The organism is Sphingobium sp. BHU LFT2 (assembly GCF_018604485.1).
Classification (GTDB): Bacteria; Pseudomonadota; Alphaproteobacteria; order Sphingomonadales; family Sphingomonadaceae; genus Sphingobium; species Sphingobium yanoikuyae_A.
On the sequence record NZ_JAFCGW010000003.1, the window covers coordinates 77,810 to 90,819 of the forward strand.

Genomic DNA, 13,010 nt, shown 5'->3' on the forward strand with positions numbered 1-13,010 from the left:
ATGGCTCTCGCCCTGCCGCTTGCCGGCTGGGCCGAGGCGCAATTGCAGGCGATCCGGGCGCTGGCGGGAACGCCGGTGCTGGGTGGTTTGAGCGGCGCGCAACTGCTGGGCGAACGGGCGACGCTGAACGGCTTTGCCATACCGGGGCGGCGCTCGGCCGGTGGGGGATGCCGGCTCTACGACACGATCGACGGACAGGTCGCGCTGACCCTGGCGCGGGCCGATGACCGGGACTTGATGCCGGCGCTGTTCGGCGATGTCGGCATCGAAAGTGACAGCGATATTGTCACAGCCTTTGCGTCGACGCAGGCGTCCTCGATCATGACACAGGGACGGCAACTGGGCCTTGCGATCGCGGCGATCGACGAGGTGCCCGCCAGCCCCGCCTGCCGCCTGATGGTGACAGGGGGTGAGCGGCCGATGCGCGACGGGCCGCCGCTGGTGATCGACCTGTCGGCGCTCTGGGCCGGGCCGCTGGCCGGGCATCTGCTCGGGCTGGCGGGCGCGCAAGTCATCAAGGTGGAGAGCCGCAACCGGCCCGACCGGATGCGCGCGGGCGATCCGCTGCTGTTCGCGCGGCTGAACCAGCATAAGGCCAATGTCGCGATCGACCTGCGCAACGCGGAGGATCGGGCGGCGCTGATCGCGCTGATCCGCCGTGCCGACATGGTGATCGCCGCCGCGCGGCCGCGCGCGCTGGCGCAACTGGGGATCGATGCCGATGCGCTGGTGCGCGACGTGCCGGGGCTGGTCTGGGTGACGATCACCGGCCATGGCGCGGAGGGCGACGCCGCCCACTGGATCGGCTTTGGCGATGATTGCAGCGTCGCCGGCGGGCTGAGCGCCGCATTGCGGCAGGCGAGCGGGCGGATCAGCTTTGGCGGCGATGCCAGCGCCGACCCGCTGACCGGGCTTCATGCCGCGCACCGCGCGCTGACACAGTGGCATGAAGGCACGGGCGCGCATCTGATGCTGTCGATGAGCACCGTGGTGGCCGAGGCGATCGACTGGGAACGGGCGCGTGACGCGGAAAGCTTTACCGCGACGCTGCAGCGCTGGGCAGCGGCCGAGGGCGCCCCCTTCCCCGCCGTTGCGTCGCGAACCGTGGGACCGGTCGCGGCGCTGGGACAGGATAATGGGGCCTGGCTATGCTGATCCGCGACGCCGAACTATGGGGCGTGGGCCGTGCCGACCTGCGCATCGCCAACGGACAGATCGCGGCGATCGGCGCGCTTGCTCCCGTGCCCGGCGAGTCTGTGATCGACGCACGCGGCGGCGCCCTGCTGCCCGGCCTGCACGACCATCATATCCATCTCGCCGCCCATGCGGTCGCCCGCGCCTCGCTGCCCTGCGGACCACCGGCCGTGACCAGCGAAGCCGATCTGGCCGCCGCGCTGGCGCAGCCGGGCGAGGGCTGGCTGCGCGGCATCGGCTATCATGAAAGCATCGCCGGCCTGCCCGATGCGATGGCGATCGACCGTTGGCAGGCCGAGCGACCGGTGCGCATCCAGCATCGGTCGGGGCGCATGTGGCTGCTCAACAGCCGGGCATTGGACCTGCTGCTGGCGCTGGACGCCCCGCCGCCGGGGCTGGAGCGGATCGACGGGCGCTGGACCGGACACTTGTTCGACGAGGATGGCTGGCTGCGCCGGGTTCTGGGCGGCACGCCGCCGGCCCTCGACACGGTGGGGCGCGAACTGGCCCGCCATGGCGTCACCGGCGTTACCGACATGTCGCCCGGCAATGACGGCGCGAGCCTTGCCTGGTTCGCCGCCGAGCGCGCAACCGGGCACCTGCCGCAGCATCTGGTTGCCGCCGGCACGCTCGCATTGGGGGACTCGGCGCCCCCGCCCGGCATCGCGGTCGGCCCGGCCAAGCTGCATCTGCATGAAAATGCCCTGCCCGACTTCGACCAGTGCGTCGCCTTCCTGCGCGCCGCGCACGACCAGGGGCGAGCGATCGCCAGCCATTGCACGACCGAGACCGAACTGGTCTTCACCCTCGCCGCGCTGGCACAGGCCGGCGCGCGGCCGGGCGACCGGATCGAACATGCCGGCATCACCCCCGATGCGCTACTGGAGCAGATGATCGAATTGGGCGTGCAGGTGGTGAGCCAGCCGCATTTCATCGCCGAGCGCGGCGATCAGTATCTGCGCGATGTCGAACCGCGCGAACGGCCCTTGCTCTATCGCCTGGGCGCCTTTGCCCGCGCCGGGCTGGTGCTGGCGGCGGGCAGCGACGCGCCCTATGGCGTTGCCGATCCCTGGGCGGCGATGCGCGCGGCGGTATCGCGCAGGACGGAAAGTGGCGCGGTCATCGGGCAGGACGAGGCGCTGACGCCCGAGGCGGCGCTCGCCCTCTATCTCGCCGATCCGCTGGATCTGCGCCGGCAGCGTGCAGTCGCGGTCGGGGCGCTGGCCGACCTGTGCCTGCTGGATCGTCCCTGGGCGCAGGCACGGGACCGCCTGCGGGCCGACGATGTCGCGATGACGTGGATCGGTGGATCAATCGTCCACGATGGCATCGACCAGGCCCCAGCCTAGCGCCGTGCGGGCATTGATCCGCTTGCCCGACAGGATCATCAGCGCCGCGCGCTGACGCCCGATCCGCCGGCTGAGCGAGACGCAGCCCCCCGCGCCCGGAATGATCCCCATCGCCAGTTCGGGCAGATGGAACCAGGCGTCGGCGCTGGCTGAGATGCTCCTGGCAAAGGCCGCCATTTCGAGGCCAGAGCCGACGCAGCCGCCCTGGACATGGACCGACAGCCGATCCGCGCAGCGCAGCAGCGCATGGGCGGGCAGCGTCTGCATCCTGATATCATGGGCGGTGGCAGGATCGCGCGTGGTGCCAAATTCGCTGAGGTCCGCGCCGGTGCAGAAGCTGCGCCCCGCGCCACGCAGGCTGACATGGCTGATATCGGGATCGAACGCGGCAATGTCGAACGCCGCGCGCAGCCCGTCGCGCAGATCGCGGTCGATGGCATTATGGGCATCGGGCCGATCGATCAGGATCGACAGCCGGTCGCCATCCCGATCGACCTTGATGGCGCCGGGTGCCTGCGCAGGCGCGGGGACTTGCGCGGCCAGCCAGCGGGCATGGCCGGCGCTGCCCTGAAGCAGGCCATAAGCGAGCGATTCCGCGACGAGCGCCTGGGCCGGATCCAGCCCGTCGATCAGCCGCAGCAATTGCACCAGCACCCGCGCCGCTTCCGGCTGGGCCACGATCTGCTGCACGATCGCGGCGAGCGAGACCGGCAGTTCGATCAGCGCATCAAGCCGGGGCGCGAGCGGGTGCATCGGATCGCCGATCCCCAGCAGCGGAAAGGGTGGCAGGTGCAACGGCGCATCGCTGCGCGGCGCGCGGTCGAGATCGACCAGCCCATAGGGCTGCGCATCCCCGGTCCAGGGAAGGGTCAGGCCATCGGGGTCGATCAGGGCGGCAGGGCCGGACATGGGTGGTAGGGTAGGACCGGGCCGAAGCGCGGCAAAGGCGGACGCAGCACTGATCGCCAGGGCGTTGCGGACAATGGCTGACCAGCGCCGCGCCCTGCCGCAATATCATGCCATGGAGACGGATCACCCCAGTCTGCGCGCGCTCGCCGCCGACGCCCTGCAACGGCCCGCCGATCAGGCAGCGATCCTTTATGAGGGCGAATGGATCGCTTGGGGAACGCTGTGCGCGGTAGCCGAAGAGATCGATGCGGCTCTGGATGCGAGCGGCATTGCGGCAGATGCCCCGGTCGCCTTCGTCGCGCGCAATCGGCCGGCGGCGCTCGCCGCGCTGCTGGGCCTGATCGCGCAGGGGCGAACGATCCGCATGATCTATGCCTTTCAGTCGGACGCCGCCATCGCGCGGGATCTGGCGCGCATGGCGCCCGCCGCGCTGGTCGCCTTTGTCGAGGATATCGGGCCGGATATCCGGGCAGTGCTGACCGCCGAAGGCATGGTCGCGGTCGCAATCGACGGCATGGCTGCCGCCGCCCTACCGGGTCATGAACATGCCTCGCCAGAAGTTCAGCAGCGCCATGGCTCTGCCGCGCCGCAGATCGAGATATTGACCAGCGGCACCACCGGACCGCCGAAAAGCTTCGCCGTGCCCTATGCGCTGCTGGAACGGCATTTCCTCTCGACTCCGTTCACCCGGCAGCAGGCGGATGATCCCCAGGCCGCGGCCCCCTTCCTCCTCTATTTTCCGCTCGGCAACATCACCGGCCTCTATTCGACACTGCCGATGCTGCTGCGCGGGCAGCGGGTGGAACTGCTGGAGCGCTTCTCGCTCAGCGCCTGGCATGCCCATGTGCGGCGCTGGCGGCCCAGCCATGGCGGCCTGCCCCCGGCCAGCGTGCAGGCGGTTCTGGATGCCGACCTACCGGTCGAAGACCTCGCTTCCCTGCGCGCGATCGGCTGCGGCGCGGCGCCGCTCGATCCCGGCGTACAGCAGGCGTTCGAGGCGCGCTACGGCATTCCCATCCTGCTCTCCTATGGCGCCACCGAGTTCGCCGGGCCAGTGGCGTCGATGACCGCCGCGCTTCATGCCGAATGGGGATCTCGCAAGATCGGGTCGGTCGGCCGCGCCATGCCGGGCGCACAGTTGCGCATCGTCGATCCAGACAGCGGCATCCCGTTGCCGCCCAACAGTGAAGGTCTGCTGGAAGTCATCTCGCCGCGAATCGGCCTGGAATGGATCCGCACGTCCGACATCGCGCTGATCGATGCCGATGCTTTCCTGTTCCTGCGCGGCCGGGCGGACGGGGCAATCATCCGCGGCGGCTTCAAATTGCTGCCCGAGTCGATCGAACGCGCGCTGATGCTGCACCCCGCCGTCGCCGAAGCGGCAGTGACAGGCATGGCGGATCACCGGCTGGGGCAAGTGCCGGCGGCCGCGATCCGGCTTCACGCCGATTTTGCTGCACCTGCGATCGCAGCATTGGAAACGCATGTGCGCCAGCATCTTCCTGCCACCCATGTTCCGGTAAAATGGCTGTTCGTCAGGGACTTGCCGCGCACCCCGTCGCTCAAGACCGATCGCCGCGCGCTTCAGGCGCTGTTTGCGAATATGTCGCCGGAAACGCAGAATGAGACAGAGAATATCACATAAACGAGGGCATCTCATTTTCTGTTGACAGCCTCCCGGCGTTAGTGAACAACCATGTTCAATAACGAAGGAGAGGAACCATGGCTCTGATCGAGTCCCATAAGCCGAGGGTAGCCAAGACCGAGTCCAACAAGGCGAAGATCGCCAAGCGCGTGGTCGAGGTACTGGAATTTTTCGACGAGGATCATCCGCAGGCGACGGTGATGGACATTGTCCGTCGCTTCGACCGCCCGCAGTCGAGCACGTCCGAATTGCTGTCGAGCCTGGTCGACCTGGGCCTGCTCCATAAAGATCCGGGTTCGCGCGCCTATTCGCCGACCCCGCGCGCCGCGATGCTGGGTGCCGCGATCCAGCCGCGCATGGTGCGCGATGGCGTCCTCAACGGCCTGATCGATCGCCTGTCGGCCCAGACCGGCCTTGGCATTGCCGTGTTCGGCATGGTCGGCCTCAACATCCAGATCGTTCACTGGCGCGCCGGCAAGAAGGCGCTGCGCACCTCGGCCAATAACGGGCTGGCCGGTGGCCGCCAGGAACGGCTGACCGACTCCGCCGCCGGTCTGCTGATGCTGTCGACCGTGCAGCAGCCGCGCCGCGACGGCCTGATCCGTCGCCTCAATGCCGAAGCGCCGCAGGAGCGCAAGTTTGTCTTCGCCGACGTCGCCGGCCAGGTGCAGCGCTGCCGTGACGAAGGGCATATCAGCGGTTTTGCCGGCTTTGGCTCGATCGCCGACGTCACCGCCATGCTGCTGCCCCACATGCCCGACGGCCAGCCGCTGGCGATCGGCTTCGTCTATGAACCCTCCGACCAGATCGACGCCGCCGGCCTGCAGCGCACGCTCAGCGAAGCGGTCCGCCGCTCGGTCGAGGAACAGTCGCCGGCCGCCTCTGTCCAGCCGATCTTCGAATCCGCTAGCTGGCAGGGCGCGCTGGAGGTGAAGCATGGCTGATGTGAAGGACAAGGACGTCGCCGACGCCCAGGCCGCCCGCAAATATTGGTCGGCCGAAGGCTATACCGAAGGCGGCGTCATCCGCGAGGTCGATTACAGCACCCAGTCGGGCGGGCTCGACCCGTCGCTGGCCGGCATCCAGATTGTCGACACCGACACCCATATCACCGAGGCGCCGGACCTCTTCACCTCGCGCGCGCCGGCCAAGTACAAGGCCAAGGTGCCCTATGTGAAGCAGGACGCCGACGGCGTCGAACGCTGGTATGTGGGCGACCGCAATTTCGGATCGATGGGCGGCAACGTCATCCGCGCCGACAATAACAAGCTGCTCGGCCGCCTGGCCTTCCCCAAGCTGGCGCAGGCGCATCCGGGTGGCCATCTGATCAAGGAACGGCTGCAGGCGATGGACGATATGGGCATCTATGCCCAGATCGGCTTCCAGAATTCGGGCGTGACCCAGGCCGGGTCGCTGATGTCGCTGGGCGACCCCGACCTCGCGGTCGCGATCATCCAGATGTATAATGACGCATCGGCCGAATATCAGCAGGTGTCGGGCGAACGCATCTTCAACATGGCCCATCTGCCCTTCTGGGACCAGAAGGCGATGGAGGCCGAAGCGCGGCGCTGCGTCGACATGGGCCTGCGCGGCTTCGTGCTGCCCGATACGCCCGAGCGCGTCGGCGTGCCCAGCTTCCTGCATGATTATTGGACGCCCTTCCTGGAAATGTGCGAGGCCGAAGGCCTGCCGCTCAATTTCCATCTCAATGCGGCGATCGATCCCAATACGCTCACCTGGGACGGCTTCGGCTTTGAACAGACGCTGTCGGTGGTCGCCACCATGTTCTCGATCGGCAATGCCGCGACGCTGGGCAACTGGATGGTGTCGGGCCGGCTCGACCGTCATCCCAAGCTGAAGATCGGCCTGATCGAAAGCGGCGCGGGCTGGGTGCCCTTCGCGATCGAGGCGCTGGAACATCAGTTCGACGAAATGCTGCCCAGCAAGGTCGGCCTGCTCAACAAGCGACCGTGGGAATATTTCCGCGACCATTTCTGGGTCACCTTCTGGTTCGAGAAGGTCGCGCCCAAGCTGCTGCTGGAAACGATCGGCGTCGACAAGGTCATGTTCGAAACCGACTTCCCGCACCCGACCTCGCTCTATCCGGGCGTGCAGGCGCATCTGACCGATGTGCTGGGCGGCTACGACTTCGCGGTGAAGAAGAAGGTGCTGCAGGACAATGCAGTGAACCTCTACAAGCTGCCTTTCTGAGGGGTCCAATCAGGATGGAAACGGAAAGGGGCGCTCCTGCCGGGAGCGCCCCTTTCCATTGGAGGGCGGTCGTCGAAGACAGTCATTGGTGAAAATGGAGACGCGAAAGCGCTCCGCCGCCAGACAGATGATCGGCGGCGAAGGGCCATGATCGCGGCAATGTCGGTCAGTCCAGCGGCTTTGGTGCGCCAGTCCCCATGTAGCGGGACAGGTTGTAATGGAGGCTGGCCACCGCCCGCTCCATATAGGGGTTGGGCTGGGTGCCGCGGAAGCCGACATTCTTCATGCCCTGCTGCACCGCCTGCATATTGGTGAAATCCTGTTGCAGCACCGGCGGCCATTGTTCCGCGCTGGTATATTCCCATTCGGTGGCGGGCGTTTCCGCGTCCGGGAAAAGCTCATAGACCGCCGCCTCGAAAATGCACTTGTCCGGGTCCGCGCCATAGGGGCGGGCGGAATAGCAGAGCATATTGTTGACGGCGTGGCCGATCTGGAAATTGGGGAAGATCTGCCAGGCGGTGCCGCTCTTGGCGGTATGGGCGGGTTCGACCACCGGCCAGAAGACGCCGCGCCGTTCATCGTCGGCGCGGGCGGTGGCGAGCCAGTGCTGCAGCACCTGCGGCGCGGGGGTGCCCTCGGGCAGTTCGTCCTTCAGCCGCTGGGCGGCGGCGACCAAAGTCATGGTCGTGTTGGTATTGGCATTTTCCCAGGTGAAAAGCTGCATTTCCGCGGTCGACAGGCGCGGATCCTCGCCTGAACCGATGCGCAGTTTGGCCTGGTTCTCGTCCATATTCTTGGGCGCTTCATAGCCGATATTGGTGTGCAGCCCATGTTTGCGCGCCCAGCCGCGAAATTCGCCGAAGGCGTTGAATTCGGGATGGGTTGTCTGGACATGATAGGTCTCGCTGAACGCCTCCATCGCGACCTTCCAATTGCAGTCGAAGATGATCCATTTGCGCCAGCGATAGTGCATATTCTGGAGGCCGAAGGGATCGAGCATGTCGGGCACGACGCCGAGATAATCGGCGAGCGGGCCGCAATCGGGATCGAGATTGATCCAGGCCCAGCCGCCCCATGTGTCGACGCTGACCTTGCCGAGCGCGGTACGCTGTGCCGTCAGCTTGCCCTGCCAGTCGTCGGCATGGTTGGCGAAGGTGCATTGGCCCTGGCGGTCGAAGGTCCAGCCATGGAAGCCACAGATGATCGACTTGCGGTTGCCCCGCGCGTTGCGCTGGCCTGCGGGCGTATCGATCAGGCGGCGGCCGCGATGCGGGCAGACATTATGATAGGCGCTCAGCTCATCCGGCCCGGTGCGCATGATGATGACCGAGTCTTCGAGAATGTCATAGGTCACGAAATCGCCAACCTCGGGAATATCCTCCAGCCGGGCCGCCTGCAGCCAGACCTTGCGCCACAGCCGGTCCTGCTCGGCGCGAGCATAATCCTTGGACACATAGGCTTCGACCGGGACGACGACCGGCTCGATCAGATCCTCGCCGGGCGTGCCGATGCTGCTGATCTCGTTCATGGCCTATTCCTTCTCCATTCCACCCTTTTGCCACGCCCGCGTCACCCGGACTTGACGATTTCAGACAGTCGGGCTCAGCGCCCGGTCCATTGCGGCGTGCGTTTTTCGGCAAAGGCGCGCGGTCCTTCCTGCGCGTCCTTGCTGTTATAGGTATGTTCGGAGGCGGCGCGGGCGGCCTGCAGCGCGGCGGCGCGGCCCATCTCGGTCGCCAGCATCACCGTGTCGCGCCCGGCCTTCACCGACAAAGGCGCACCCTCCAAAATCTCCGCCGCCAGATCGAGCGCGGCCTGCATCAGCGCACCCGGCTCGGCCAGGCGATTGACCAGGCCGATTTCGTAGGCTCGGCTCGCGGTGATCGGTTTGCCGGTGAGGATGATCTCCATCATGATCCGCTGCGGGATCATGTGAATGAGCGGCGCGGCCCAGGGCGAGCTGCGCCCGACCTTCACCTCGGTAATGGCGAAGCGCGCGGCCGTGCTGGCAACGCACAGGTCGCAGGCCTGGGCGATCATCCAGCCGCCGGCAAAGGCGATGCCGTTCACCGCCGCGATCGTCGGCTTGCTGAGTTCGATACTGTCATAGGGCAGCGGGAACATGGCGCGCGGCGGGACGGTCATGCCGGTGTCGACCATTTCCTTGAGATCGCCGCCCGCGCAGAAGGCCTTGTCGCCTGCGCCGGTCAGGATGGCGACGCGCAGGGCCGGATCATGTTCGAACCGTTGCCAGGCGGCGCTTAGCCCTTCGCGCACGTCGCGGCTGAGGCAATTGCGCTGGTCGGGGCGGTTGATGGTGAGGATGGCGATGCCGTCGGGCCGCGCCTCGAACAGAACCGCGTCGGTTGAAGCGTCGGGCATCAATACCCCCTCTGCTGGATGATATGGGCCGACCGCTCCAGTTCCTCGCGGAAGACGGGATCGGCAATGGCGATCAGGCGGCGGGTGCGTTCGGTCAGCGTCTGCCCCTTCAGTTCCGCCGCGCCATATTCGGTGACGATGATGTCGACATCGCTGCGCGCGGTGGTGACGGGGCCGGACAGGCAGGGCACGATCTTGCTCAAACTGCCGCCCTTGGCCGAGGCGGAGAGCGCGATGATCGAGCAGCCGCCGGGCGAGCGGGCGCCGGCGCGGACGAAATCGACCTGGCCACCGGTGCCGCCCAGATAGGCCGCCCCAGACTGTTCGGCATTGACCTGACCGGTCAGGTCCACCTCCAGCGCGCTGTTGATGGTGACGAGGCGCGAGAGCCGCCCGAGGACCGCGGCGTCATGGGTGTAGCTGGTCGCGCACATGCGGATGGCCGGGTTGTTGTGCGCCCAGTCATAGAGGCGGCGGGTGCCGATCAGCGCCCCGTTGATCGAGACGCCGGTGTCGATTTCCTTGCGGGCGTTGGTCAGCACGCCGGCCTGCGCCAGTTCGACCAGCCCGTCGCCCAGCATGCCCGAATGCACGCCCAGGTCGCGTCGGTCGCCCAGCAGACGCAATATCGCGTCGGGCACCGCGCCGACCCCGGTCTGGATCACCGATCCGTCGCCGATATAGGCGGCGCAGTTGCGGGCGATCGCCTCGTCGGTGGTGCTGATCTTCGCGGGCGCCACCTCGACCGGCGGGCGCGACACGGGGATGGCGACGTCGATGGCCGACGCCGGGATCAGCTCGCCCGGCACATAGGGCACGGCTTCGTTGATCTCCGCAATCACCACCCGCGCCTTGTCCACGGCGGCGCGGACATAGTCGCCGATCAGGCCGCAGCTATGATTGCCGTCGGCATCGGCGGGGCTGAGCTGGATCATCGCCACGTCGCAGCCGAGGATGCCGGCCGTGATCATCGGCGCGACCTGGCTGACATGGACGGGGATGACCTGCAGCTTGCCGGCCTTGGTCATCGATCGCAGCGCGCCGATCGCCCCCATGGAGGAAAGGCGGAAACTGTCGGCGCTTTCGGGCGTGAACAGCCCTGAGAAGCTGGTGGCGATGAAGGCGGACAGGTCACCGATCCCGGCGCCCTGCTCGATCAGCGCGCTGACCAGGCTGACCGGCTCGCCGCAGGCCTGGCCAAAGACGATGCGGTCGCCGCGCCGCAGATAGGGGGTGAGGTCGATCACAAGGCTCCGACCTGGCGCAGCAACTGCTCGGCGCGGCTGAGATAGGGCCGGTCGAGCATGCCCCCCTTGTAGCCGATCGCGCCGACGCCGGGATTGGCGGCGAAGATGTCGACGATCGCCTGCGCCTCGGCGATCTCGTCTTCGGTCGGGGTGAAGGCCGCGTTGATGACATCGACCTGCGCCGGGTGGATCGCCAGCATGCCGCGATAGCCGTCGCGCCGCACCTTTTTGGCGCGCGCCTTCAATCCTTCGAGATCGCGAAAGTCGCCCTGGATCGTCTCGATCGCGGTGACGCCGGCGGTGGCGGCGCCCAGCAGGCACATGGAGCGCGCCAGTTCATAGGTGAAGCCATAGCTGCCGTCGGCATTGCGGTTGGAACTGGCGCCGATCGAGTCGGCCAGATCCTCCGCGCCCCAGGTCAGCGCCACCACGCGCGGCGCGCCCTTGTAATCGCCGGTGTGGAACATCGCCTCGGCCGTTTCGGTGACCAGCACGATCAGCGGGGTCGATCCCCGTTCGATGCCATGCGCCGCCTCGAACGCGGTCAGATAATGGTCGAGCCGTTCGACATCCTGCCGGCCATAGACTTTGGGCAGCATGATGCCGCCCGGCCGCGCCGGCATGATCGCGGCGAGATCGTCGAGCGTATAGGGGCCGTCGAGCGGATTGACCCGGACCCACAGCCGCTCGCGCCCTTTGCTGCGGGCGGCGAGAAAATCATGCACCATCTGGCGGGCGATCGCCTTGTTCTCGGTCGCGACTGCATCCTCCAGGTCGAACAGCGCGATGTCGGCGGCGCTGTCCGCTGCCTTGGCCATCTTCTTCTCGCTGTCGCCCGGCGCGAACAGCCAGGAGCGCATCTTGATCGGCAGCGTCATCGTCTTTCGCCTCAATAGGATTTGGGCAATTCCAGCACCTTTTCGGCGATGAAATTGAGGATCATGTGGGGGCTGACCGGGGCCGTGCGCGGGATCAGCACTTCGCGCAGCAGCCGTTCGACATGATATTCCTGGGCATAGCCCATGCCGCCCAGGGTCAGCATCGCGGTATGGCAGGCCTCGAACGCGGATTCGGCGGCGAGATATTTGCCGCTGTTCGCCTCCACGCCGCATTCCTCGCCCTTGTCGAACAGGGTGGCGGCCTGCATCACCATCAGGTTGGCCGCCTCCAGCTGCATCCAGCATTTGGCGAGCGGATGCTGGATCCCCTGATTCATGCCGATCGGCCGGTCGAAGACGATGCGTTCGCGGGCATAGCGGGCGGCGCGCTGGATCGCGTTGCGGCCGATGCCGATCGCTTCGGCGCCGAGCAATATGCGCTCCGGGTTCAGCCCCTTGAGGATGATCCTGAAGCCCTGACCTTCCTCGCCGATCCGATCCTCCTCGGGGATGAAGAGGTCGTTGATGAACAGCATGTTGGAGCCGACCGCGTGGCGGCCCATCTTGGGGATCAGCTGATGCTCGATCTTGTCGCGATCCAGCTTGGTGAAGAAGAGCGACAGGCCCTGCGTCTTGTTCTTCACTTGGTCGAGCGGGGTGGTGCGGGCGAGCAGCATCATCCGGTCGGCGACATGGGCGTTGGTGATCCAGATCTTCTCGCCATTGACGCGATAGCCGCCCTCGACCCGATCGGCGCGGGTCTTGAGCTTGGTTGTGTCGAGCCCGGTATTGGGTTCGGTGACGGCAAAGCACATCTTCTCCGCGCCCGAGATGATCGGCGGGATCATCCGCTGCTGCTGTTCGTCCGTGCCGAACAGGGCGATCGGCTCCAGGCTGAAGACCGGGCCGTGGATGCTGGACGCCGCCGTCATGCCGCCGCCGGCCTCCGCCACCGCCTGCACCATGATCGCCGCTTCGGTAATGCCCAGGCCCGCGCCGCCGGTGGCTTCGGGCATGGCGATGCCCAGCCAGCCGGCGTCCGCCATCGCCCGGTGGAAATCGAACGGGAAGACGGCGTCCTTGTCCCGTTCCAGCCAATAATCGTCGGGGAACTGGGCACAGAGCTGGAACACCGCGTCGCGGATGTTCCTCTGGTCTTCGGTCAGGGCAAAATCCACGTCTCTGGGGGCCTTCT

At 66.8% G+C, this 13,010-nt stretch carries 11 protein-coding genes; 5 read left to right on the top strand and 6 right to left on the bottom strand.

Going from position 1 to position 13,010, the window contains the following annotated elements:
- Both JQK15_RS07690 and JQK15_RS07695 read left to right on the top strand, forming a co-directional pair.
- Window positions 1-1,155: a CoA transferase gene (locus JQK15_RS07690; RefSeq protein ID WP_251007648.1), complete on the top strand. Its 1,155-nt coding sequence runs from the start codon at window positions 1-3 to the stop codon at window positions 1,153-1,155.
- Window positions 1,149-2,543 carry an amidohydrolase family protein gene (locus tag JQK15_RS07695; RefSeq protein ID WP_214864668.1) on the top strand — a complete coding sequence of 465 codons (1,395 nt, stop codon included), beginning with the start codon at window positions 1,149-1,151 and terminating at the stop codon, window positions 2,541-2,543. The genes JQK15_RS07690 and JQK15_RS07695 overlap by 7 nt, the downstream gene beginning before the upstream one ends.
- Here JQK15_RS07695 and JQK15_RS07700 read toward each other — a convergent pair.
- Window positions 2,505-3,452, bottom strand: coding sequence for an enoyl-CoA hydratase/isomerase family protein (locus tag JQK15_RS07700; RefSeq protein ID WP_214864670.1), 948 nt, complete (start codon window positions 3,450-3,452; stop codon window positions 2,505-2,507). The two genes, JQK15_RS07695 and JQK15_RS07700, sit on opposite strands and share 39 nt — an antisense overlap.
- A gap of 73 nt (window positions 3,453-3,525) precedes the next feature.
- Here JQK15_RS07700 and JQK15_RS07705 point away from each other — a divergent pair, with 73 nt between their 5' ends.
- From JQK15_RS07705 to JQK15_RS07715, 3 genes are all read left to right on the top strand, one after another.
- A complete protein-coding gene (locus JQK15_RS07705) occupies window positions 3,526-5,097 on the top strand; it encodes a class I adenylate-forming enzyme family protein (protein ID WP_214864672.1) in 1,572 nt (523 codons plus the stop codon).
- Window positions 5,098-5,174: 77 nt separating this feature from the next.
- Complete coding sequence (locus JQK15_RS07710; protein ID WP_004209457.1) at window positions 5,175-6,041, top strand: helix-turn-helix domain-containing protein; 867 nt, start codon at window positions 5,175-5,177, stop codon at window positions 6,039-6,041.
- Entirely contained in the window at window positions 6,034-7,308 is a 1,275-nt protein-coding gene (locus JQK15_RS07715) for an amidohydrolase family protein (RefSeq protein ID WP_214864674.1), read from the top strand. Before JQK15_RS07710 ends, JQK15_RS07715 begins: the two co-directional genes overlap by 8 nt.
- Window positions 7,309-7,474: 166 nt before the next feature.
- On the opposite strand, the gene JQK15_RS07720 is transcribed toward JQK15_RS07715, so the two are convergent.
- The 5 genes from JQK15_RS07720 to JQK15_RS07740 all read right to left on the bottom strand — a co-directional run bounded on the left by JQK15_RS07720 (window position 7,475) and on the right by JQK15_RS07740 (window position 12,993).
- Window positions 7,475-8,836, bottom strand: a complete 1,362-nt coding sequence (locus JQK15_RS07720; protein WP_214864676.1) for an aromatic ring-hydroxylating oxygenase subunit alpha — start codon at window positions 8,834-8,836, stop codon at window positions 7,475-7,477.
- A gap of 74 nt (window positions 8,837-8,910) precedes the next feature.
- A complete protein-coding gene (locus tag JQK15_RS07725) occupies window positions 8,911-9,690 on the bottom strand; it encodes an enoyl-CoA hydratase/isomerase family protein (RefSeq protein WP_214864678.1) in 780 nt (259 codons plus the stop codon).
- On the bottom strand, window positions 9,690-10,937 hold the full coding sequence (locus JQK15_RS07730; protein ID WP_214864679.1) for an acetyl-CoA hydrolase/transferase family protein: 1,248 nt from the start codon (window positions 10,935-10,937) through the stop codon (window positions 9,690-9,692). The genes JQK15_RS07725 and JQK15_RS07730 overlap by 1 nt, the downstream gene beginning before the upstream one ends.
- Complete coding sequence (locus tag JQK15_RS07735) at window positions 10,934-11,815, bottom strand: HpcH/HpaI aldolase/citrate lyase family protein (RefSeq protein ID WP_159367537.1); 882 nt, start codon at window positions 11,813-11,815, stop codon at window positions 10,934-10,936. The genes JQK15_RS07730 and JQK15_RS07735 overlap by 4 nt, the downstream gene beginning before the upstream one ends.
- Before the next feature lie 11 nt (window positions 11,816-11,826).
- On the bottom strand, window positions 11,827-12,993 hold the full coding sequence (locus JQK15_RS07740; protein ID WP_214864682.1) for an acyl-CoA dehydrogenase family protein: 1,167 nt from the start codon (window positions 12,991-12,993) through the stop codon (window positions 11,827-11,829).
- Window positions 12,994-13,010: the final 17 nt, after the last annotated feature.